The 22,579-nt window shown below is 72.9% G+C and carries 20 protein-coding genes; 12 read left to right on the top strand and 8 right to left on the bottom strand.

Annotation, left to right across the window (positions count from 1 at the left end; translation table 11 throughout):
• Window positions 1-240: 240 nt before the first annotated feature.
• Window positions 241-630 (top strand): DUF3099 domain-containing protein, encoded by a 390-nt coding sequence (locus tag ACFVIU_RS16905; protein ID WP_385843263.1) that lies wholly within the window; start codon window positions 241-243, stop codon window positions 628-630.
• 185 nt (window positions 631-815) lie between these two features.
• The gene (locus ACFVIU_RS16900; RefSeq protein ID WP_385843261.1) at window positions 816-1,034 is read left to right on the top strand and encodes a hypothetical protein; all 219 of its coding nucleotides are present in this window, start codon (window positions 816-818) and stop codon (window positions 1,032-1,034) included.
• A gap of 29 nt (window positions 1,035-1,063) precedes the next feature.
• Here ACFVIU_RS16900 and moaA read toward each other — a convergent pair whose 3' ends face one another.
• From moaA to ACFVIU_RS16885, 3 genes are all read right to left on the bottom strand, one after another.
• On the bottom strand, window positions 1,064-2,053 hold the full coding sequence (gene moaA / locus ACFVIU_RS16895; protein WP_385843260.1) for a GTP 3',8-cyclase MoaA: 990 nt from the start codon (window positions 2,051-2,053) through the stop codon (window positions 1,064-1,066).
• 190 nt (window positions 2,054-2,243) lie between these two features.
• On the bottom strand, window positions 2,244-3,866 hold the full coding sequence (locus ACFVIU_RS16890; RefSeq protein WP_385843259.1) for a cation acetate symporter: 1,623 nt from the start codon (window positions 3,864-3,866) through the stop codon (window positions 2,244-2,246).
• Complete coding sequence (locus ACFVIU_RS16885; protein WP_385843258.1) at window positions 3,863-4,219, bottom strand: DUF485 domain-containing protein; 357 nt, start codon at window positions 4,217-4,219, stop codon at window positions 3,863-3,865. Before ACFVIU_RS16885 ends, ACFVIU_RS16890 begins: the two co-directional genes overlap by 4 nt.
• A gap of 391 nt (window positions 4,220-4,610) precedes the next feature.
• Here ACFVIU_RS16885 and ACFVIU_RS16880 point away from each other — a divergent pair, with 391 nt between their 5' ends.
• The 4 genes from ACFVIU_RS16880 (at window position 4,611) to ACFVIU_RS16865 (ending at window position 9,714) form a co-directional block, all read left to right on the top strand.
• On the top strand, window positions 4,611-6,143 hold the full coding sequence (locus tag ACFVIU_RS16880) for a S8 family serine peptidase (protein WP_385843257.1): 1,533 nt from the start codon (window positions 4,611-4,613) through the stop codon (window positions 6,141-6,143).
• 37 nt (window positions 6,144-6,180) lie between these two features.
• Entirely contained in the window at window positions 6,181-7,701 is a 1,521-nt protein-coding gene (locus ACFVIU_RS16875) for a S8 family serine peptidase (protein ID WP_385843256.1), read from the top strand.
• Between the two features lie 75 nt (window positions 7,702-7,776).
• Window positions 7,777-8,283 carry a hypothetical protein gene (locus tag ACFVIU_RS16870; protein WP_385843255.1) on the top strand — a complete coding sequence of 169 codons (507 nt, stop codon included), beginning with the start codon at window positions 7,777-7,779 and terminating at the stop codon, window positions 8,281-8,283.
• 57 nt (window positions 8,284-8,340) lie between these two features.
• On the top strand, window positions 8,341-9,714 hold the full coding sequence (locus tag ACFVIU_RS16865) for a CoA transferase (protein WP_385843253.1): 1,374 nt from the start codon (window positions 8,341-8,343) through the stop codon (window positions 9,712-9,714).
• An 88-nt stretch (window positions 9,715-9,802) separates the two neighbouring features.
• Here the strand turns inward: ACFVIU_RS16865 and ACFVIU_RS16860 are convergent, their stop codons facing one another.
• From ACFVIU_RS16860 to ACFVIU_RS16840, 5 genes are read right to left on the bottom strand one after another with little or no spacing between them, the layout of a single operon-like run.
• Entirely contained in the window at window positions 9,803-10,513 is a 711-nt protein-coding gene (locus ACFVIU_RS16860; RefSeq protein ID WP_385843252.1) for a VIT family protein, read from the bottom strand.
• 36 nt (window positions 10,514-10,549) lie between these two features.
• Window positions 10,550-11,779: an amidohydrolase family protein gene (locus ACFVIU_RS16855; RefSeq protein ID WP_385843251.1), complete on the bottom strand. Its 1,230-nt coding sequence runs from the start codon at window positions 11,777-11,779 to the stop codon at window positions 10,550-10,552.
• Window positions 11,776-13,089, bottom strand: a complete 1,314-nt coding sequence (locus ACFVIU_RS16850) for an amidohydrolase family protein (RefSeq protein ID WP_385843250.1) — start codon at window positions 13,087-13,089, stop codon at window positions 11,776-11,778. The genes ACFVIU_RS16855 and ACFVIU_RS16850 overlap by 4 nt, the downstream gene beginning before the upstream one ends.
• An 11-nt stretch (window positions 13,090-13,100) precedes the next feature.
• Window positions 13,101-13,985 (bottom strand): SDR family NAD(P)-dependent oxidoreductase, encoded by an 885-nt coding sequence (locus tag ACFVIU_RS16845; RefSeq protein WP_385843248.1) that lies wholly within the window; start codon window positions 13,983-13,985, stop codon window positions 13,101-13,103.
• 5 nt (window positions 13,986-13,990) lie between these two features.
• Window positions 13,991-14,791, bottom strand: a complete 801-nt coding sequence (locus ACFVIU_RS16840; RefSeq protein ID WP_385843247.1) for an acetoacetate decarboxylase family protein — start codon at window positions 14,789-14,791, stop codon at window positions 13,991-13,993.
• 101 nt (window positions 14,792-14,892) lie between these two features.
• Here ACFVIU_RS16840 and ACFVIU_RS16835 point away from each other — a divergent pair, with 101 nt between their 5' ends.
• From ACFVIU_RS16835 to ACFVIU_RS16810, 6 genes are all read left to right on the top strand, one after another.
• Complete coding sequence (locus tag ACFVIU_RS16835) at window positions 14,893-15,504, top strand: TetR/AcrR family transcriptional regulator (RefSeq protein WP_385843246.1); 612 nt, start codon at window positions 14,893-14,895, stop codon at window positions 15,502-15,504.
• 187 nt (window positions 15,505-15,691) lie between these two features.
• Window positions 15,692-18,295, top strand: coding sequence for an MXAN_6230/SCO0854 family RING domain-containing protein (locus ACFVIU_RS16830; protein ID WP_385843245.1), 2,604 nt, complete (start codon window positions 15,692-15,694; stop codon window positions 18,293-18,295).
• Window positions 18,296-18,508: 213 nt separating this feature from the next.
• Entirely contained in the window at window positions 18,509-19,492 is a 984-nt protein-coding gene (locus ACFVIU_RS16825) for a DEDDh family exonuclease (protein ID WP_385843244.1), read from the top strand.
• A gap of 112 nt (window positions 19,493-19,604) precedes the next feature.
• Window positions 19,605-19,838 carry a hypothetical protein gene (locus ACFVIU_RS16820; RefSeq protein ID WP_365879981.1) on the top strand — a complete coding sequence of 78 codons (234 nt, stop codon included), beginning with the start codon at window positions 19,605-19,607 and terminating at the stop codon, window positions 19,836-19,838.
• 49 nt (window positions 19,839-19,887) lie between these two features.
• A complete protein-coding gene (locus ACFVIU_RS16815; RefSeq protein ID WP_385843242.1) occupies window positions 19,888-20,685 on the top strand; it encodes an SURF1 family protein in 798 nt (265 codons plus the stop codon).
• Between the two features lie 107 nt (window positions 20,686-20,792).
• Window positions 20,793-22,577, top strand: coding sequence for a glycoside hydrolase family 15 protein (locus ACFVIU_RS16810; RefSeq protein ID WP_385843241.1), 1,785 nt, complete (start codon window positions 20,793-20,795; stop codon window positions 22,575-22,577).
• Window positions 22,578-22,579: the final 2 nt, after the last annotated feature.

Genomic DNA, 22,579 nt, shown 5'->3' with positions numbered 1-22,579 from the left:
CCTCCTCGTACGGCTCGACGTCAGTTTTACGGTCAGTGTGGTTCGGCCGGGGGTACGGCGCACTCCGGGTTCCCCCGTATGCGGCGCGTGAACCCGGAGCCATCGCCGCAGGCGGCGGGTGACCCGGTCTCGTGGCCGGCGAGTGCGCGGCGTACCGTGGAGGTGTCCCGGCACGGCTGCGCGCGGGGCGTGGACGACGGTCCGGGCCGGGGAGAGTCCGATGCGGGCGGATGGTGGAATGTGACGCGGAAACAGCACGGCGGCGCCCAGGTGTTCCGGATCACCGGCGCCCGGACGGGTCTCGCCGAGGATGTGCGGGGCCGGCAGCGGCGGTACGTCATCTCGATGTCGATCCGCACCGTGTCGGTGATCCTCGCCGCCTCGCTGTGGAACGTCGAGCGGTACGTCGCGATCGTCGCGCTGGTGCTCGGCGCGATCCTCCCCTATGTCGCCGTGGTGATCGCGAACGCGGGCCGGGAGCGGCCGCCGTCGCTTCCCTCCACCTTCGTCACCACGCCCATGCGTCCGATGATCACTCCGCCGAAGGGCGGGGAGGCAGGGGCCGCGGAGGCTCCGGCGGGCTCCGGCCTGGGCGCTGAGCAGGCACAACGCGGCGAGAGTGCGGGCTGATCCCGCGTCAGGCTCAAGAAAAGCTCAGATCAATCGTGCAGTTCAGGTGCCGGGCGCGGGGGTACCCGTGACATACTGCGTACGCGCTCCGCATCCCCCGTCGGAGCGACGGACCGACGCCGGGCAGCTCCCCCCGTGGCTGCTCGGCGTCGCCTTGTTCGGGCCTCTTTCTGTGAGACGAAGCTGTGAGTGACGAGACCCCCATCTGCTCCGCGAAGGGCTGCCGCGCCGACGCCGAGTGGGTGCTGGCGTGGAACAACCCGAAGATCCACACGCCGGAGCGGCGCAAGACCTGGCTCGCGTGCGAGGAGCATCGCGAGCATCTCTCGCAGTTCCTCGGGGTGCGGGGTTTCCTGAAGGACGTCGTCCGCTTCGCCGACTGGCAGGATCCCGAAGGGGCCTGACCTCCCGAAGGGTCTGACCCCGAAGTGGCCTAGCCGCCGATCGCCGACATCGGGCGGTCCGGCTGGACGAAGGACGGGTCGTCCAGGCCCGCGCCCGCCTTCTTGCCCCACATCGCCTGCTTCCAGATGCGGGCGATCTCCTCGTCGGGGGCGCCGCTGCGCAGGGCGGCGCGCAGGTCGGTCTCCTCGGTGGCGAACAGGCAGGTGCGTATCTGCCCGTCGGCGGTCAGGCGGGTGCGGTCGCAGGCCGCGCAGAACGGGCGGGTGACCGAGGCGATCACGCCGACGCGGTACGGACCGCCGTCCACCAGCCAGCGCTCCGCCGGGGCCGAGCCGCGCTCGTCCGCGCCCTCGGGAGTGAGGGCGAAGCGGGTGCGCAGGGAGGCGAGGATGTCCCCGGCGGTGACCATGCCCTCGCGCTTCCAGCCGTGCTGGGCGTCCAGCGGCATCTGCTCGATGAACCGCAGTTCGTAGTCGTGTTCCAGGGCCCAGGCCAGCAGGTCGGGGGCCTCGTCCTCGTTCAGGCCCGGCATCAGGACCGAGTTGACCTTGACGGGGGTCAGGTCCGCCGCGCGGGCGGCTTCGAGGCCTTCGAGGACGTCCTTGTGGCGGTCGCGGCGGGTGAGGGTCTTGAAGACGTCCGGGCGGAGGGTGTCCAGGGAGACGTTGACCCGGTCCAGGCCGGCCGCCTTGAGTGCGCTCGCGGTGCGCTTCAGGCCGATGCCGTTGGTGGTGAGGGACATCTGGGGGCGGGGTTCGAGGGCCGCCACGCGCTCCACGATGCCGACCAGGCCGGGGCGGAGCAGCGGCTCGCCGCCGGTGAAGCGGACCTCCTCGATGCCGAGGGTGCGGACCGCGATGTCGATGAGCCGGACGATCTCGTCGTCCGTGAGCAGGTCGGGCTTGGCCAGCCACTGCAAGCCCTCCTCGGGCATGCAGTAGGTGCAGCGCAGATTGCACCGGTCGGTCAGCGAGACCCTCAGGTCGGTGGCCACTCGGCCGAAAGTGTCGATGAGCACGTGGGCCCCCTCCCTCTCGTGATCCCTCATTCTCGGTCCTGCCTGCCTCGTCCGTCACTTGCGAGACTACGTGACGGCACTGACATCGACAGCGGCCCGATCCCACGAGGTACGGCACGGCCGCGTCGTAGGACCCTACAGTCCTGGCCGACGCGGCCGTCGTACACGGCTCGGTGCGATCGTACGAGCCTCAGTGCGCGCCCGTCCCGGTCAGGGACCGCACCTCCAGTTCGGCGTACTTGCCGGTGTCCGGAGCCTCCTTCGACAGCAGAGTGCCCAGCGCGCCGAGCAGGAAGCCCACCGGGATCGAGATGATGCCGGGGTTCTCCAGCGGGAACCAGTGGAAGTCGACTCCGGGGAACATCGAGGCCGGGCTGCCGGAGACCACCGGCGAGAACAGCACCAGGCCGACCGCGGTGACCAGGCCGCCGTAGATCGACCACAGGGCGCCCGCGGTGGTGAACCGCTTCCAGAACAGGCTGTACAGGATGGTCGGCAGGTTGGCGGAGGCGGCGACCGCGAAGGCGAGGGCGACCAGGCCGGCCACGTTCAGGTCGCGGGCCAGGGCGCCGAGCAGGATCGAGACCGCGCCGATGCCGACGGTCGCCCAGCGGGCCGCGCCCACCTCCTGCTTCTCGGTGGCCTGTCCCTTCTTGATGACGTTGGCGTAGATGTCGTGCGCGAAGGAGGACGACGAGGCCAGGGTGAGGCCGGCGACGACCGCGAGAATGGTCGCGAAGGCGACCGCGGAGATGGTCGCGAGGAGGATCGCACCCCCGTCGGAGCGCACTCCGCCGAGGTGGAGGGCGAGCAGCGGGGCCGCCGTGTTGCCCGCCTTGTTGGAGGCGATGATCTCGGCCGGCTTGATCAGCGCGGCCGCGCCGAAGCCGAGGGCGAGGGTCATCAGGTAGAAGACGCCGATCAGGCCGATCGCCCAGATGACGGACTTCCGGGCCGCCTTGGCGGTGGGCACGGTGTAGAAGCGGATCAGGATGTGCGGCAGCCCGGCGGTGCCGAGCACCAGGGCGAGGCCGAGGGAGAGGAAGTCCAGCTTGGTGGTGCCGGTGGCGCCGTACTTCAGGCCGGGCTGGAGGAAGGCCGAGCCCTTGCCGCTGTTGTCGGCGGCCCTGCCGAGCAGATCGGAGATGTTGAAGTGGAACTTCAGCAGGACCAGGAAGGTCAGCAGCAGGGCGCCGATGATCAGCAGCACCGCCTTGACCATCTGCACCCAGGTGGTGCCCTTCATGCCACCGATCGTGACGTACACGATCATCAGGACGCCGACCAGGGCGACGATGCCGATCTTGCCGCCGTCGCTGGTGATGCCGAGCAGCAGGGAGACCAGGACGCCGGCGCCGGCCATCTGGGCGAGCAGGTAGAAGATGGAGACGACGATGGTGGAGGTGCCGGCGGCCGTGCGGACGGGGCGCTGGCGCATGCGGTACGCGAGCACGTCGCCCATGGTGTAGCGGCCGGAGTTGCGCAGCGGCTCGGCGACCAGGAGGAGGGCGACGAGCCAGGCGACCAGGAACCCGATGGAGTACAGGAAGCCGTCGTAGCCGAACAGGGCGATGGCGCCGGCGATGCCCAGGAAGGACGCGGCGGACATGTAGTCGCCGGAGACGGCGAGGCCGTTCTGGAAGCCGGTGAACTGCCGTCCGCCGGCGTAGAAGTCGGCGGCGTCCTTGGTCTGGCGGCCCGCCCAGACGGTGATGACGAGGGTCGCGGCGACGAACACCGCGAACAGGGTGATGATCAGCGTCCGGTGCTCGCTCGCCTCGCCGGCGGCCAGCAGCAGCTGGGGGTGGCTCATGCTCCGTCCTCCATGCGGGACTTGATGGCCGCGGCCTTCGGGTCGAGCTTGGTGGCGGCGTGCCGCGCGTACCACCAGGCGATGAGGAAGGTGGTGAGGAACTGGGCGAGGCCGAGGACGAGCGCGACGTTGACGTTGCCGGCCACCTTGGTGCCCATGAACCCGCCCGCGTAGTTGGAGAGCAGCACGTACAGCAGGTACCAGGCGGTGAACGCGATGGTCAGCGGGAAGGCGAAGGAGCGGTGGGCGCGGCGCAGTTCGGCGAACTCCGCGCTCTGCTGCACCTCGGTGAACTCCTCGGTGGTGGGAAGTGGGGGCCCCGGTGTCGCCGGGGGTGGTGTCTCGGTGGCCACGGAGTCTCCTCGGGGGACGGACATGCGCGTTTCTGACCTCACGGGAAGGAGGGTCACATGACCGAGAGTAGTGGCACGACTCCCGTTCGTGATCCCAGGGGGGCACGATCCTGCTGGGCCCCTCGTCCACGGTCACGGCGCCACGCGCGGAGCGGTTCAAGTCCGTCGTGCTCTTTTGTGGAGCGGCTGCCGTCGGCGTCTTTCGGCGAGCGGCTGCCGTCGGCCTCTTTCGGCGAGCGGCTGCCGTCGGCCTCTTTCGGCGAGCGGCTGCCGTCGGCCTCTTTCGTGGAGCGGGCGCGGAAGATAGCTTCTGCCTGCACACCCGTCATGTACCTGCCCGAGCACCATCCGTGTCTCGGGCGGTTCCGTATCCGGATGATGTGGAGACCCCATGGTTCATCTGCGTTCCAGACCCCGGCTCGCGCTCGCCGTGCCGGTCGTGCTGTCGCTGACCGCCGCGCTCGGCTTCCTTCCGGCGGCGGCCTCGGCGGCGCCCGCCACGACGGCCGCGGCGGCGCGGGCCGCGGAGGACGGGCCGAACCTCGCGTACGTGGTCAACACCCGGACGGATCCTCGGACGATCGCGTCGGTGCAGCGTGAGATCACGCGCAACGGTGGCACGGTCGTGGCGAGTTACGACCGGATCGGGGTGATCGTCGTCCACTCGGCGAACCCGGACTTCGGTGCGCTGATGCGTGCCGTGCCGGGGGTGGACTCGGCGGGCGCCACCCGGACCGCGCCGCTCAGCGCGGCGGGCACGACGGACGAGGGCGCGGTGCAGGTCCTGTCCAAGGCCGAGGCGGCGAAGCTGGCCGCGAGCGCCGCACCGGGCGAGGAGCCCCTGGAGGCGGACCAGTGGGACCTGCGGGCGATCGGCGCCGACCGGGCCGCGCGGATCGACCCGGGCAGCAGGAGCGTGACCGTCGGCGTGATCGACACGGGCGTGGACGACACCCACCCGGACATCGCCCCGAACTTCTCCGCCGCGCAGTCGGCGAACTGTGTGAGCGGCAAGCCGGACACGACGTACGGCGCGTGGCGGCCGGTGGACGCCGAGCACTACCACGGCACTCATGTGGCCGGTGAGATAGCCGCGGCCCGCAACGGCATAGGCGTGGCCGGGGTGGCGCCGGGCGTGAAGGTCGCGAGCATCACCGTGGCCCAGCCGGACGCGAAGTCGCTGTTCTACCCGGAGAGTGTGGTCTGCGCCTTCGTGTTCGCCGCGGACCATGGCATCCAGATCACGAACAACAGCTATTACGTCGACCCGTGGATGTACAACTGCATGGATGATCCCGATCAACGTGCCATCGTTGACGCGGTCAACAGGGCCCAGTTGTACGCACAGGGCAAGGGCACGCTCAATGTGGCCTCCGCGGGCAACGCCAACGACGACCTGGACTCCCACGCCCTCGTTGACGACTCCAGCCCCGACGACGCGACGGCCACCACCCGGACGGTCGACCCGCACGAGTGCTTCGACGTCCCGACCCAGCTGCCCGGGGTCGTCACCGTGAGCGCGGTCGGCGTGAAGGGCGCCAAGTCGTACTACTCCAGCTACGGCCGGGGCGTGGTCGACGTGGCGGGGCCGGGGGGCGACAAGTACCAGATCCCGGACACGCCGTCGAAGAACGGCCGCATCCTGTCCACGCTGCCGAACGGCCAGTACGGCTTCCTGCAAGGCACCTCGATGGCGTCGCCGCACGTGGCCGCCGTGGCCGCGCTGCTGAAGTCGGCCCACCCGCGGGCCACTCCGGCCCAGCTGCTGGCCCTGCTCAAGGCCGAGGCGGACAACCCGGGCTGCCCGAGCGGTCCGTACGACGGCAACGGCGACGGGGTCGTGGACGCGACCTGCGTCGGCGGCAAGCGCGTGAACGGCTTCTACGGCTTCGGTGTCGTGAACGCGCTGCGCGCTGTCCAGTAGCCACCTGTACCGCGGACGAAGGGAAGAAGACCCACTCATGACAGCGCCCAAGCAGCGCTACCGCCGCGCTCTCGCGATCCCCGCCGGGATGGCCCTGGCCACGGCCCTCGCGTTCCTGCCGAACGTCACCGCGTCCGCCGCGGACAACCCCCCGGTGGCCGCCGACGGGGCCACCCTCAGCTATGTCGTCAACCTCAGCCCGGGGCTGGGGGTCTCGGCTCGGGTGCGGCAGGCGATCGCCGACGCCGGCGGTTCGGTGGTGATCGCGTACGACCGGATCGGCGTGGTCGTCGTCCACTCCGCCGACCCCGGCTTCGCCGCGAAGATCCGCGCGGTGCCCGGGGTGGACTCGGCCGGCGCCACGCGCAACGCGCCGCTGCCCGCCGCGTCCACCACCGACGAGGGCGCGCCCAAGGTGCTCAGCGCCGAGGAGGTCGCGGCCGCCGGCGCCCGGGCGACGGCGGGGCAGGACCCGCTGGAGCCGTTGCAGTGGGACCTGCCGGCCATCAAGGCGGACAAGGCGCACGAGAAGACCCTGGGCAGCCCGGATGTGAAGGTCGCCGTGATCGACACCGGCGTGGACGACACCCACCCGGACATCGCGCCCAACTTCGACCGGGCCGACTCCGTCAACTGTGTGTCGGGCAGCCCGGACACCACGGACGGCGCCTGGCGGCCGAGCGCGTCGGAGAGTCCGCACGGCACGCATGTGGCGGGAGAGATCGCGGCGGCCCGGAACGGCGTGGGCATGACCGGGGTGGCGCCGGGGGTGAAGGTGGCCGGCATCAAGGTCGCCAACCCGAAGGGGTACTTCTACACGGAGGCCGTGGTCTGCGGCTTCATGTGGGCGGCCGAGCACCACATCGACGTGACCAACAACAGCTACTACACCGATCCGTGGTACTTCAACTGCACCGGCGACCCGGACCAGAAGGCGCTCGTGGACGCCGTTACCAGGGCCTCGCGGTACGCGGAGCGCAAGGGCACGGTCAATGTCGCGGCGGCGGGCAACGAGAACTACGACCTCGCGTCCGACTCGATCACCGATCCGTCGTCACCGAACGACGGCACCCCCTCGGACCGGGTGATCGACCCGCACCGGTGCTACGACATACCGACCCAGCTGCCGGGTGTCGTGACGGTCGCGGCGACGGGCGCGAAGGGCCTGAAGTCGTCGTTCTCCAACTACGGCCTCGGTGTGATCGACATCGCCGCGCCCGGCGGCGACTCGACGGCCTACCAGAAGCCCGACGCTCCGGCGACCAGCGGTCTCATCCTGGGTCCGCTGCCGGGCGGCAAGTGGGGTTACATGGCCGGTACGTCGATGGCCACCCCGCATGTCGTGGGTGTTGCCGCATTGATCAAGTCAACCCATCCGCATGCCTCGCCGGCTCTGGTGAAGGCGCTGCTGTACGCGGAGGCCGACGCCACACCATGCACGGATCCGTACGACATCAACGGTGACGGCAAGGTCGACGCGGTCTGCCAGGGGCCGCTGAACCGCAACGGGTTCTACGGCTGGGGCACGGCGGACGCGCTGGCCGCGGTGAGCGACTAGCGGCCGGCGGCGACCGGTACGGGCGGGTGGCGGGGCGTGTTCCGGCCACCCGCCCGTGCGGCATGATCTCCGGTCATGAACTCATACGAAGATCCCGCGGCCTGGGAGCCGCCGCCGGCCCGGCACCGGGGCCTGCTGGTCGTGCGCTTCGTGGCGAGCCTCCTCTACTGGCCGGTGCACATGGTGTGGTGCCTTGTCCTGCTGGGCGTGCTCACGGCGGTCGGGGCGGTGGTCGACCTGGTCGGCTCGGTCAGCACGCGGGCCGAGAAGGCCGTCGAGAGGCGCGGCGACCGGCTGGCGGACCTGATGCTGCTGCCCTCCTGGTACGTCGGTCTGCGCGAGGTCCGGCACGAGGGGGACGCGGGGTACTACCGGGCGCGGGTCGACCGGGCGGTGGCCCGGCACACCGAGCAGGTCACCCAGCAGCGGCCGCTCGTGTCGCGCGAGTGGTCGATATCGCGGCGCGACTACCGGGGCGCGGGGGCCCGGTACGTCGCCGAGCGGGCGCTCGCACAGGGATGGCAGCTGCGGCCGTCCGACGTGCGTAAGAAGGTGATCCTCCACTGGCCGCCCCAGCGTTGACGCAATCATGGGCCGAACCCCAAAGGGTTGATTGAATCAATAATGCATAGTGCAGTCATGACAGATATCGCGTTCGCATGGACTGCACTGGGCGGCGATCCCGCCCTCGTCTCCCGGGTCACCTCGGTCGAGCGGCCCGGCGCGCTCCCGTCCCGGTTCCCCGTCCGCGAGCTGGCGCGCGCGTGCGTGGGCACGTGTGCGCTGGCCGCCGCCGAACTCGCGAGCCGCCGGACCGCAGGCACCGGCACACCCGGCGTCCGGGTCGACGACGGTGCCGTCGCGGCCGCCTTCCACAGCGACCGCCTGCTCCAGGTGGACGGGCGCGCACCGGTCAACTTCGCGCCGCTGTCCCGGTTCTGGCGGACCGCCGACGGCTGGGTGCGCACACACGCCAACTACCCGCACCACCGGGACCGGTTGCTCGGCGCGCTGGGTCTGCCGGCGGACGCCTCGGTGACGGCGGTGGCCGACCGCTTCGCCGAGCTCCCCGCGCTGGAGGCCGAGGACGCCGTGTACCGCGCCGGCGGCCTCGCCGTGGCCCTGCGCACCCCCGCGGAGTGGGCCGCGCATCCGCAGGCCGCCGAGGTGGCCGCCCGTCCGCTGGTCGAGCGGCAACGGCTGGACGCGGCACCCGCGCGCGTGCTGCCGCCGCTCCCGGCCACCACTCCCCTGCTGCCCGCCGCGGGCCTGCGCGTCCTGGACCTGACCCGGGTGCTGGCGGGTCCGGTCGCCACCCGCACGCTGGGCCTGCTCGGCGCCGACGTGCTCCGGCTGGACGCCCCGCACCTGCCCGAACTCCCCGACCAGCACGCCGACACCGGCTTCGGCAAGCGGTCGGCGACCCTCGACCTGACCACCGGCCGGGACACCTTCGAGGAGCTGCTGGCCTCGGCGGACGTCGTCGTCACCGGCTACCGGCCGGGCGCCCTCGACCGGCTGGGCCTCGCCCCCGACGAGCTGGCCCGGCGCCGTCCCGGCCTGGTCGTGGCGCAGGTCTCGGCATGGGGGGCGTACGGGCCCTGGGGCGGCCGACGGGGCTTCGACAGCCTGGTGCAGGTCGCCACCGGCATCGCGGCGGCCGAGGGCTCGGCCGGGCAGCCCGGCGCGCTGCCCGCGCAGGCCCTGGACCACGGCACCGGCTATCTGCTGGCGGCGGCCGTGCTGCGCGCGCTGACCGAGCAGTCGTACGAGGGCGGGAGCCGGCTCGTGCGGCTGGCGCTCGCGCGTACCGCCCACTGGCTGACCGACGGGATCCGGCCGGGGCCGGCCACCGGAGTGCCGTACCCGGGTCCGGACGCCTGGCTGGCCGAGGTGGACAGCCCCCTCGGCCGGCTCCGGCACGCCCTGCCCCCGGTGACCTTCACCGGCGGCCCCGCCGACTGGGCGCTCCCCCCGGCACCGTGGGGGTCTCAGGCGGCCCGCTGGTCGTGAGCGCGCGGCCGGGTCAGCGGCCAGCGGTGACGAGCGCCTGGAGGGTCGTGCGCTCGTCCATGACCGGTAGGCCGAAGAGGGCCCCCCCTCAGACGCCCGCCGCGCCCAGCAGGCGGCCCGCCGCGTAGGTGACGGCCATCGCCAGGGCGCCGCCCAGGACGTTGCGCAGGACCGCCCGCCCGGGGGCCGCCGCGCCGAGGCGGGCGCTGCTCCAGCCGGTGAGGACAAGCGCGGCCAGGACGCAGCCCACGGTGACCGGCAGCCGCCAGTCGGCCGGGGGCAGGACGATGGCCAGCAGCGGGAGCAGCGCGCCCACGGTGAAGGCGAGGAAGCTCGCCCACGCCGCGTGCCAGGGGTTGGTCAGCTCCTCCGGGTCGATGCCCAGCTCCACGCGCGCGTGGGCCCGCAGCGCGTCCCGCGCGGTGAGCTGCTCGGCGGCCTCCCGGGCCACCGCGCGGGACAGGCCGCGGTCCTCCAGCAGCCGGGTCAGCTCGTCGAGTTCGGCCTCCGGCTGCTCGTGCAGCTCGCGTTTCTCCACGGCCAGCGCGGCGAGTTCGGAGTCGCGCTGGGTGGAGACCGAGACGTACTCGCCGGCCGCCATGGACATCGATCCGGCGAGCAGCCCGGCCAGTCCGGCGGTGAGCAGGGCGGCCCGGCTCTGTGTCGCCCCGGCCACGCCGACGACGAGTCCGGCGGTGGAAACGATGCCGTCGTTCGCGCCCAGCACGGCGGCCCGCAGCCAGTTCAGCCGCGAGCCGAGCGCGCCCCCGTGGGTCTCGTCATGGGTCGGTTCCGTCACAACAGCGAGGATCGCACTCCGGGGGCCGCCCCGGCATCACCACACGCGCACGTCGGCCCCGCGGGCGAACACCGGGCTGGTCGCGTCCGGCGGCGGGTCCTGGAGCGGCTCGGCGAGCTCCGTGACCGTCGGGCCGACCTTCGCCGCGATGGGATCGAGGAGGGCGAGGTCGAAGCCGTAGACCCGGGCGGCGTTGCCGCCGAGCATGGCGGCCAGCTCCGCGCGCGGGACGCCCGCGAAGGCGTGGCGCAGGGCCTCGCGGGTGTACGGGTGGGTGCCCTCGTCGTGCGGGTAGTCGCTGCCCCACATGATCTTGTCGACGCCGATGCGGTGGCGCAGCGGCACCTCGTGGGGGCGCATGAAGCTCGCGCCGACGAAGCAGTTGTCCCGCCAGACCCGGGAGGGCGCCTCGCCCATGGTGGCGGCGAGTCCGGCGCCGAACCTGGCCTCGGCCGTGTCGGCGTGCGTGGCGGCCGCGACCAGACGGCCGTGGTAGTAGTCCAGCATGCCGAGTACACCGGGAATCCAGCCGGAGCCCTGCTCGGTGAGGACGAGTCTGAGGTCCGGGTGGCGGCGGAAGGCACCACCGAAGGCGAGGTGCCACAGGGCGCGGTGGGAGAACCAGGTCGTCTCCACCATGAAGACCGCGCGGGCGGCCGGTTCCTCGCCGAGCGGCGGGTTGGCCGAGCCGGCGTGGTGGTTGACGGGGACGCCGAGTTCCGCGCACACGGCCCAGATCGGGTCGTACACCTGCGAGTACAGCTCGGGCAGGCCCGAGCCGGGCGGCGTGCCGGGCAGCATCAGGCCGCCCGTGAGGCCCGCCGCGGCCGCCCGGCGGATCTCCCGCACGGCCTCCTCGACGTCGCCGAGGAGGATCTGGAAGACGCCCGCGCGGCGGCCCGGCGCGGCGGCGCAGAAGTCGGCGAGCCAGCGGTTGTGGGCGCGCAGGCCCGCCCAGCGGCGTTCGAAGTCCGCGGCGTTCGTCGGCTGGGTCATGAGCGAGCCGGAGGGAAAGAACGGCGGGATGGTGTTCGGGAAGATCACCTCGGCGACGATGCCGTCCGCCTCCAGCTCCGCCAGCCGCAGCTCGGAGTTCCAGTTGCGGTCGGCGGAGTCGGCGAGCAGGTCCTGGTGCGGGTTGACGTAGGTGGCAGCCCAGTCGTCGAAGTCGTCGTGGTACCGCCGCTCCAGGTACGGCCGGTAGTCCAGCAGGTCGGCGCCGGCGTGGCAGTCGGCGGAGATGACGGTGTACCGGTCGGCGCTCATGAGGCCGCTCCTCGCACCGGCGTGTCGGGGCCGGTCCCGAGGACCGGGAAGTCGTGGCCGGTCAGCCAGTGCCGGCCCGCCTCGCGCGAGCGGGCCCAGGACGCTTCGACGGCCGCCTGGCCGGCCGGCTGGCCGAGGTCGGCGGGGGTCGGGCCGATGCGGCGGGCCAGGGGCGCGAGCCGGTCGGTGTCGAAGCCGAAGACCTCGGCCGCGGCGAGGCCCAGCATGCGCCGGGTCTCAGTGACGGGGATGTCGTGGAAGGTACGGCGCAGCCACGCGCGTGTGTCGGGCCAGGTGCCCTCGGGGTGCGGGAAGTCGCTGCCCCAGAGGATGTTGTCGACGCCGATCTCGTAGCGCTGGGCCAGCTCGCGCCGCTTGGTGTTGGTGGCGCAGATGAACACCTGCCGGTCCAGGTACTCGTGCGGCGGGCGTTTCAGCGCCTCGAACGGGGAGAGCTTCTTTCCGCCGTGCGCGCCGAGGTAGAGGCGGTCCATGAACCACAGCAGGTTGGGCAGCCACCAGCAGCCGGACTCGGCGACGCCGAAGCGCAGGCCGGGGTGGCGTTCGAAGACGCCGGACCAGAGCAGGAACCACAGCGGGCGGGCCGGCCACCAGGTGACCTCGGAGACGTAGATGCCGAGGTGGTCGCCGTACTCCTCGCGCGGGGCGGCGCCGGAGTGGGTGAGCACCGGCATGGCGCACTCGGCGGCGGCCGCCCACACGGGGTCGTACCGGCGGTCGTGGTAGGGCTCCCGGCCCGCCCAGAGCGCGGGGATCAGCAGGGCGCCGAGGCCGGACTCCCGGGACCGGTGGATCTCGGCGACGACCTGCTCGACCGGGGCGGTGATCGGCAGCAGGGCGACGCCGCAGTGCCGTTCGGGGTGGGCGGAGACGAAGTCCGCGAGCCACCGGTTGTGCGCCCGGGCGCCGGCCAGGCCGAGTTCCGGGTCGTGGTCGCCGGAGAGGCCGAGGCCGACGCCGAAGGGGGCGGCGGTGCGGCTGTCGACGGCGTCGGCGTCCGGGAAGACGACCTCGGCGGCCACGCCGTCGCCGTCCAGCTCCTTCACCCGCCGGGCCGCGTCCCAGCCGCCGCGCAGGCCCTCCTCGTTCTCCTCGAACCAGCGGGCGGCGAAGGTCTCGTTGCGGATGCCGAGCCGGGTCATCTCCGCGCGGCGCCGGTCGCGGCCCGCGAGGAACTCGTCGAAGGCGCGGTGGAAGCGGGACTCCAGATAGGGCCGGTACTGCTCGGTCGGCAGCCCGGCATGGCAGTCGGAGGAGATGATCAGGTACGGGTCGTCGGCTGTGCTCACGGGGCCTCCGCTCAGTCCAGGACGAAGCTTTCGAGGTACGAGGGGTTCGCGCGGTCGAGCATCGAGCGGGCCCGCGCGCGGATCTGGGCGTCGCTGTGCTCGCTCTCGGGCAGCAGCCAGAAGCGGTCCGCGCGGATGCCGCTCACCACGAGGTCGGCGACCTCCTCCACGGGCGTGAAGCGGACCTCCCGGCCGGCCGCGCGTATCGCCGCCTCCCACTGGTCCAGGCTGCGGTACGGGGTCCGGCGCGGGCGCTGCTTGGCGTAGCGGGCGGGCCGGTTGCGGTGCGACTCCCACAGGCCGGTGCGCAGCATGTGGGGGCCCGGGAAGAGCACCGACGCGCCCACGCGCGCGTGCTCGGCCCGGAGATGGGCGTACAGGGACTCGGTCAGGGTGACGACGGCGGCCTTGGTGACCGCGTACACGGAGGCGGTCGGCAGGGGGGCGATGCCGCCGTCCCCGGATGATGTATTGACCACATGACCGGGTTGACCCGAGTTGATCATCCTGGGCACGAATGCCTGGACGCCGTGGAAGACGCCCCACACATTGACGGCGAAGGCCCATCGCCAGTCGTTCGGGTCGTGTTCCCACATCCGGCCCTCGGCGCCCGATCCGACGCCCGCGTTGTTGCACAGCACATGCACGGCGCCATAGGTGTCGTACGCCGCCTCGGCCAGCTCCGCCACCTGCTCGCGCTCGCCGACGTCGACCACGCGCGCGTGCACGTCGGCGCCCTCGGCGCGCAGCTCGGCGGCGGCCCGGTCCAGCGCGGTCCGCTCGACGTCGGCGAGGACCACCTTCAGGCCCTCGGCCGCGAACCGGCGGGCCATGGCGAGTCCGATCCCGCTCGCCGCCCCGGTGACGACGGCGACCTGTCCGGCGCGCAGGTCCATGCGGCTCAGCTCCCCTCGGGGGGTGCGTCGAGGATCTGGCGGGGGTCGTCGTAGCGCTGGTGGATGTACGGCAGCAGGGTCCGGGCGTCGACCCGCTCGACCACCCGGCCGCTCTGGTCGGTGGTCTTCTCGCCGAGGGTGATCTCCCGCAGCCGCAGTACCGGCAGGTCGGCCACCGGGTCGTACGCGGACTCGCGCAGCAGCACCTCGCCGGTGACCCGTTCGAGCCGGCGTGCCCTCTCGTGGCGGACGCAGTGCACCAGGACGGGGTCCAGGTCGAAGCCGGAGCCGTCCACCGCGGGCAGGAACTTGAAGTAGAAGTCGGTCCTGGCGGCGGGCTCGGGCAGCGGCAGTTCCCCGCTCACCGTGCCGCGCACCTCCACGAACGCGATGCCGTGGCGCTTCATCAGCGCGCGTACCCCGGAGCCCTCGCGTTCGACGGCCACCTCGCCGAGCTTCTTGGGCTCGCCGAAGACCTCCCGGCCGCCGGTGAGGGCGCGTTCGTGGGTCATCGGCATGACCAGCGGGTACCAGCCCTCGACCGGGCCGTGGGCCGCGGCGACCGCGAAGGAGCCCGCGCCGAGCGGCTGTCCGGGCAGGTCGACGCTGCTGATGTTCACCCGGACGAGCGGGCTGCCGGTGGGTTTCAGCGGCGGTGGCAGCACAGCCGCCACCGCGTCCGGGTCGGTCTCCCAGACGGCCACCACCCCGGTGGACCAGATGTCGGGAAGCCGCGCGGCCGCGGTGCGCGTGGCGGCGGTCTCCCGCTCGGTCCGTGCTCCGTACCGTACGCGTGCGCGTGCCATACGCCGTACCGCCCTTCTTCTGACGGACCGTCACCTGTAACACTGTTACAGCAGTGCTCGTGCGGGGTAAAGAGCGCTGAAGCAAGGGGAGTTGGGGGATCATGCCGCTGAGTCGGGAGGCGGTGCTGGACGCCGCCGCGGAACTGGTGCGCCGGCACGGGCCGGACGCGCTGACCATGCGCGCGCTGGCCACCGCGCTGGACACCGCCGTGACCTCGATCTACTGGCACGTCGGGGGCCGGGAGGCGCTGCTCGACGCGCTGGTGGAGCGGACCCTGGCCGACCTCGGCGAGATCCGCCCGGCGGGGCGCACCCCGGAGCAGCGGGTGGTCTCCGTCGCGCGGGCCCTGCGCGCCCGGCTGCGCGACCATCCGCATCTGGTGGCCCTGGTGCACGAACGGGGGCTGACCGACCGGATGTTCCTGCCCGCGCAGCAGGTGCTGGTGCGCGAGGCGCACGCGGCCGGACTGCGCGGCGCGCGGGCCGCCGAGTTCGTCCGCGCGGTGCAGTTCCAGGTCGTGGGCCATGTGCTGGTGGAGCGCAACCGTGAGCGGGCCCCGGCGCAGCACCCCGGCGAGGAGGAGCTGTGGCGCACCGGCACCGCCGGGGAGGACCCCGCGCTGGCCCGCGCGCTCGCCCGCCCGGTGGACACGGAACGGCTCTTCGGGACGGCCGTACGGGCGCTGGTGCGGTCCCTGCTGGCGGCGCCGTGAACACGGGCGGAAGGCCGCGCTGAGCACGCACGGAAAACCAGTGGCGCCCCGCACGCGCGTTCCCCTACCGTCAAAGATCGCGGGGGCGGCTCCGCCGACGTGCTTCCTTCTCTCCCTTTCCTGGAATCCCAGCGCGTCCACTCTCCGCCCCCGCCCTCACACACCGTCTCCACCGGGGGATCTCCGCTTGTCCGCACTGACGTCCGTGCTGCTCCGCCGCCTCCGTACCGTCTACGTCGACCAGGCCGGACCACGCCCGGGCGATCCGTCGACGGCACAGGGGCTCGTCGCGCTGGAGAGCGAGCTGCTCGACCGGGGCTTCGCGCCGACGGCCCAGCTGCGCGCGGCGCTCGCCTGGCTCGGGCCCGCCGGGCTCGCGCAGGCGGGCCGGGAGCTGCTCCGGCACCTGGACGCCGAACTGGGCGCCGACCGCACCCATATGCCGCTGTTCCGGAACTTCCCGGTCTCCGTGCCCGGCGACACCTTCGCGCTCTACGTCGACCGGGTCTTCGCGCTGCTGCTCCAGTGGCCCGCGCAGCCCTGTGTGCTGTGCGGCACGGTGAGCGGTGTGCAGCCGGTGGCGCCGTGCGCGCATCTGGTCTGCCGCGACTGCTGGGACGGCGCGGAGTACACCGGCTGCCCGCTGTGCCACCGCCGCGTCGACCCCGCCGACCCGTTCCTGGTGCCGGGCGCGCCGCGCCGTCCGCGGGATGTCCCGGCGGGCCCGCTGAAGCTGCTCGCGCACGGCACGGACGCGGCGGCGGACACGGTCCACGCCCTGCGCGCGCTGCTGGCCCGGCGCACCCCCCTGCCGCCGCAGGACCGCGACGACCTGAAGGTGCTGCTGGAACACGCGCCCCGGGACCTCGGCTGGTTCCCAGCGGAGATCCCGGTGCGCGAGACCAAGGCGCTCGTCCTGGGCACGCTGCTGCGCGACCGGCACACGCGCGGGGCGGCGACCGCACTGCTCGGCCGACAGCTGACGACGGCGACGGACGTGCTGCGGCTGCTGCACGTGTGGTCCGGCGGCGCGGCGGACCTGCTGGCCCCGCCCCGGCTGCGCTCGCTGCCGCGCGCGCTGCGCGCCCTGCTGCTCGGGGTGCTCGACGGGCTGCCGGCGGCCGCGCTGGTGGAGGACGTGCTGCGGCACCCGGCCGGGTGGAAGCGGGCCTCCGAGATCCTGCACCCGTTCGAGTACCACGCCCGCTACCCGCGGGCCGCCCTCGCCTTCGCCGTGCTGCGCGGCACCGGCACCGCCGGCACCGCGCTGGGCGAGGCGCTGCTGAGCACGGCCGCGGCACACCCGGAGGCGGTCCGGGCCGGCGGCGGCCGGCTGCACGCGGTGTCCTGGGGCGCCCGGGTGGAACAGGCACTGTCCGAGCGGGACACACCGGCCGCGCTGGCCCTGCTCGCGCAGCGGCCGGGCGAACTGCTGCGCCGCCTGGACCATCTGCTGCGGCTGCGCGAACTCGACACGCTGCCCGAGGAGTTTGCGCAGGTGCTGCGGCGCGCGCTGCCCACGGCGGGCCCCGGTCCGCTGCTGGCCGCGCTGGGCCGGATGCGGGTCCGCCACCGGGCCGCCCCACGGCGGGTGTTCTTCCCGCGCGGTCAGGTCGCGCACGCCTGGACGGTCGACGACACCCGGGCGCCGCTCGCCGAGGCGGTCACCACACGCGTGTGTGCGCTGCTGGAGGAGGAGGCGCTGCGCCGGCTGACCGGCCTGCCCCGGTTCGAACTGGCGGTGCTGGACTCGGCGCTCGCCGGGCTCGCCGTACCGTCCGCGGAAGGCGCGGCCGCCAGGGCGCTGGTGTCGGTGCCGCGCGGCAGCACCCAGCCGCTGCCCGAGGGCGAGGTGCTGCGCCTGTTCCTGCACTGGATGCAGCCGCCGAGGACGCGGGTGGACCTGGACCTGTCGGTGGCCCTGTACGACGAGGACTGGGAGTTCGCCGGCCTGTGCGACTACACCAGCCTGGTCTACGGCGACCGGTGGGCCGTCCACTCCGGCGACCTGACCTCGGCACCGGCGCCGGACGGCGCGACCGAGTACGTCGACCTGGACCTCGGCGCGCTCGGCGAGCTGGGCGTGCGCTACGCGGTGCCGGTCGTCTTCAGCTTCAACGACATCCCGTTCGAGGAGCTGCCGGACGCGTTCGCCGGCTTCATGACGCTGCCGTCGGCGGACGAGCGGGCGCGCGGCGCCGGGTACCACCCGCGCACCGTGCGCCAGCGCTACGACCTGGAGGGCGACTCGCGCATCCAGGTGCCGATGGTGGTGGACCTGCGCCGCCGCACCTTCCTGTGGACGGACCTCCATCTGCCCTCCGCCGGCGGCTACCACAACCTGTACCGGCACAGCGCGGCCCTGGGCCGGATGGCGCGGGACCTCACCCAGTACTTCGCCACGGGCCGCACGACGCTGTGGGACCTGGCGGTCTGGCACGCGGCGGCGCGCAGCGCCCGGGTACTGGTCGTACGGCGGGCACCGGGGCCGCAGGAGCCCGGGGAGCTGTGGCACTACCTGCGCCGCGCCGGGGAGCCGGAAACGGCCTTCGCCGCCCGGATACAGGCCTTGGAAGCGCCGGACCGGCGGGAGCCGGCGCGGGACGCGGCGGACGCCGACGCCCGCGCGGGCGAAGCGGCCGCCGGACACCGTGTGTTGCTCGCGCTGGTGCACGGCGGGGTGGCTCCGCGGGAGGCGAGCGGCGAGGTGTACCGGCTGCTGCCCGGCCCGGCCGACGGCTGCGGTCTGGCTCCGCTGACGGCCGGGGACCTGGTGGCGGCGCTCGGCTGACGGCGGGGCATCTGATGGCGGCGCTCGGCTGACGCCCCCGGCAATCCGTGACCCGCAATCCGTAATCCGCAACCGCCGAAGATATGTGCCACTTAGGGGCTTTTGGCAGCGTACGCACGCGCGTACGACGGTCGAGCTGCCGAACGGTGCCGTGACGTACGGGCGGAACCTGCGGGACGGCGTTGTCAGTCGCGGCCCGTATCCTCAGTGACCATGCTCGAAGACCGTGCGACCGCAGTGTCCTCCCCCACCCAGTGGCCGATCGCGTATCCGAAGGGATACGCGGTCGTTGACGTGGAGACCACCGGCCTGGCCCGGGACGACCGGATCATCTCGGCGGCCGTGTACCGGCTGGACGCGCGCGGCGAGGTCGAGGACCACTGGTACACGCTGGTCAACCCCGAGCGCGATCCGGGTCCCGTGTGGATACACGGTCTGACGAGCGAGGTGCTCGAGGGCGCGCCCCTGTTCGCGGACGTCGCCGAGGAGTTCGCGGCCCGCCTGGACGGCCGGGTGCTGGTCGCGCACAACGCCGTCTTCGACTGGCAGATGATCGCGCGGGAGTACGCGCGGGCGCAGCGCCAGGCGCCGGTGCGGCAGCGGCTGTGCACCATCGCGCTGTCGAAGGAGCTGGGGCTGCCGCTGCCCAACTTCAAGCTGGAGTCGCTCGCGGCACACTTCGGCGTCGTACAGCAGCGGGCGCACCATGCGCTGGACGACGCGCGGGTGCTCGCGGAGGCGTTCCGGCCCAGTCTGCACGCCGCCGCGGCGGGCGGGGTCCGGCTGCCGCTGCTGGAGTGCCGCCCGCTGACGGAGTGGTCGGACCGGCCGGTGCCCCGGCAGTCCACCGGCGGCTACGGCGGCTTCCGCGCGGGCAGTTGGCGGCCGTCCCGGAAGCGGCCCGCCTGCCCCTACCCCAACCCCGGCCGGTACGAAGAGGGCAAACCCCTCAAACAGGGCATGCGGGTGGCGTTTTCGGGCGACACCTCCGTCGACCGCGAGCTGCTGGAGGACCGGGCGACCGAGGCCGGGCTGCATGTGGCGTCCAGCATCTCCCGGCTGACCAGCCTGCTGGTGACCAACGACCCCGACTCGGGCACCTCCAAGGTGGCCAAGGCGCGGCAGTTCGGCACACCCATGGTGGACGAGGCCGCGTTCGGGCAGCTGCTGCGCGATGTGGAGCCCGCCGACGGGTGACGTCCGGCGCCCGTCACGGACCGGGGCGCGGGGCCGTACGAACGGGTGATTGGTCCACGACTCACCCGGCGGCCGCTCGCCCGGCGGCGGACGGCGGCCCACGCTGTGGCCCATGGCGACATGCGAAGTTTGCGGCAATGACTACGGAATGACCTTCGAGGTCCATGCCCAGGGCGCGGTGCACGTCTTCGACTGCTTCTCCTGTGCGATCCACCGGATGGCCCCGATCTGCGAACACTGCCGGGTGCAGATCATCGGCCAGGGCGTGGAGGCGGAGGGCCACTGGTACTGCGGCGCGCACTGCGCCCGTGCGGAGGGGAGGGCCGGAGTCGTCGACCGGGTGTGACCCGGTACCCGCCTGAATGCACCCCACGGCCCGGAGGTAACGTCGTGGGGTGCATCGCTACCGCTTCCTGTTGTCCCGCCAGTGGGTGATCCTCACCCTCGTCGCGATCGCGCTGATCCCGACGATGATCAGGTTGGGCTTCTGGCAGCAGCACCGCTACGACCAGCGCACCGCCCGGAACAACCTGGTGTCCTCGGCGCTGCACGCCAAGCCGGTCCCGGTCGAGCAGCTGTCCTCCCCCGGGCACACCGTGACCCGCACCGAGAGGTACCGCACGGTCACCGCGACCGGCACCTTCGACACCGCCCGCGAGGTCGTGGTCCGGCGCCGGACCAACTCCGACGGCGAGGTCGGCTTCCACGTCCTCACCCCCTTCGTCCTGGACGACGGCAAGGTCCTGCTCGTCAACCGCGGCTGGATCCCCGCGAACGGCGTGCAGACCGCCTTCCCGAAGATCCCCGCCCCGCCGGCCGGCCGGACCACCGTCACCGGGCGGCTGATGGCCGACGAGACGACCGCGGCGAGCGGCATCAAGAACGTCAAGGGCCTGCCCGACCGGCAGATCATGCTGATCAACAGTGCGGAGGAGGCCCACCGGCTCGGCGCCCGGGTGCTCGGCGGCTATGTCGAGCAGACCGCGCCCCGGGCCAAGGACGGCTCCCCGGAGCAGATCTCCGACCCGGGCAGCGAGGACGCCCCGCTGAACTACGCCTACATGATCCAGTGGTGGCTGTTCGCCGCGGGCGTCCCGGTCGGCTGGTGGTTCCTGGTCCGGCGGGAGATCCGCGACCGGGAGGAGGCCGCGGCGCAGCCGAAGCCGGAGCAACCGGAACCGGCCGCGGTCTAGCCCCGGCCGCGGGCACGTCACTGCCCGGCAGATGCCCGCCCACGCGTACGTCACTCCCCCGGCGCACCACCTGATTGGCCCCCTGGTCCCGCGGGAAACCGCATCCCGTGAACGCGCGCATCGAGGACTACGCCCTCATCGGCGACGAACAGACCGCCGCCCTGATCGGCCGGGACGGTTCGATCGACTGGCTGTGCCTGCCCCGCTTCGACTCCGGCGCCTGCTTCGCCCGGCTGCTGGGCGACGAGAACCACGGCCACTGGCGGATCGCCCCCGAGGGAGCGGACACGTGCACCCGGCGTGCCTACCGGCCCGACACGCTCGTCCTCGACACCGAGTGGGAGACCGCCGAGGGCACGGTGCGCGTCACCGACCTGATGCCCCAGCGCGACCGCGCACCCGACGTCGTACGCATCGTCGAGGGGGTCACCGGCCGGGTCACCGTCCGCAGCACCCTGCGGCTGCGTTTCGACTACGGCTCGATCATGCCGTGGGTGCGCCGCACGGACGGCCACCGGGTGGCCGTCGCGGGCCCGGACGCGGTGTGGCTGCGCAGCGAGCCCGCCGTACGCACCTGGGGCGAGGACTTCTGCACCCGCTCCGAGTTCACCGTGGCCGAGGGCGACCGGGTCGCCTTCGTGCTCACCTGGCACCCCTCGCACGAGCGGCGCCCGCCGCTCACCGACCCTTACGAGGCGCTGGAGAGCAGCGTCACCGACTGGCGGCGCTGGGCCCGGCAGTGCCGGTACGACGGTCCCTACCGGGACGCGGTGGTCCGCTCCCTGATCACCCTCAAGGCCCTCACCTACGCCCCGACCGGCGGGATCGTCGCGGCGGCCACCACCTCGCTGCCGGAGAAGCCGGGCGGGGTGCGCAACTGGGACTACCGCTACTGCTGGCTGCGCGACTCCACCCTCACCCTCGGCGCGCTGCTCAGCGCCGGCTACCAGGAGGAGGCCGAGGCCTGGCGCAACTGGCTGCTGCGCGCGGTCGCGGGCGACCCGGCCGACCTCCAGATCATGTACGGCGTCGCGGGCGAGCGCCGGCTGGCCGAGACCGAGCTGCCCTGGCTGCCCGGCTTCGCCGGCTCCACCCCCGTACGGACCGGCAACGGCGCCGTCGAACAGCTCCAGCTCGACGTGTACGGCGAGGTGATGGACTCGCTGTCGCTGGCCCGCACCTCCGGGCTGCCCACCCGGCCGCACATGTGGGCCATCCAGCGCTCGCTGATGGACTTCCTGGTGTCGGCGTGGCGGCAGCCGGACGAGGGCCTGTGGGAGGTGCGCGGCGGCCGTCGCCAGTTCGTGCACTCCAAGGTGATGGTCTGGGTGGCCGCCGACCGGGCCGTGAAGACCCTGGAGCAGCACAAGGAGCTGGACGGCGACCTGGACGGCTGGCGCGCGCTGCGCGACGAGGTCCACCAGGAGGTGTGCGAGAAGGGCTTCGACCCCGACCGCAACACCTTCACGCAGTACTACGGCTCCCGGGAACTCGACGCGGCGCTGCTGCTCATCCCGCGGGTCGGCTTCCTGCCGCCGGACGACCCGCGGGTGGTCGGCACGGTCGACGCGGTCCGCGACGACCTCGGGCACGGCGGTTTCCTGCGCCGCTACGACACCGAGGACTCGGTCGTCGACGGGCTGCCGAGCGGCGAGGGCGCCTTCCTGGCCTGCTCGTTCTGGCTGGCCGACGCGCTGCATCTGACCGGCCGCAGGAAGGAGGCCCGGAAGCTGTTCGACCGGCTGGTGGGGCTGACCAACGACGTGGGCCTGCTGGCCGAGGAGTACGACCCGCTGAACGGCTGCCAGCTGGGCAACTTCCCGCAGGCGTTCAGCCATATCGGCCTGGTGAACACCGCCCTCACACTCTTCGGGGAGGACGGGGCAGGATAGGG

The organism is Streptomyces sp. NPDC127190, from assembly GCF_042672505.1.
GTDB lineage: Bacteria > Actinomycetota > Actinomycetes > Streptomycetales > Streptomycetaceae > Streptomyces.
This window is presented reverse-complemented; position numbering and strand designations above follow the sequence as displayed.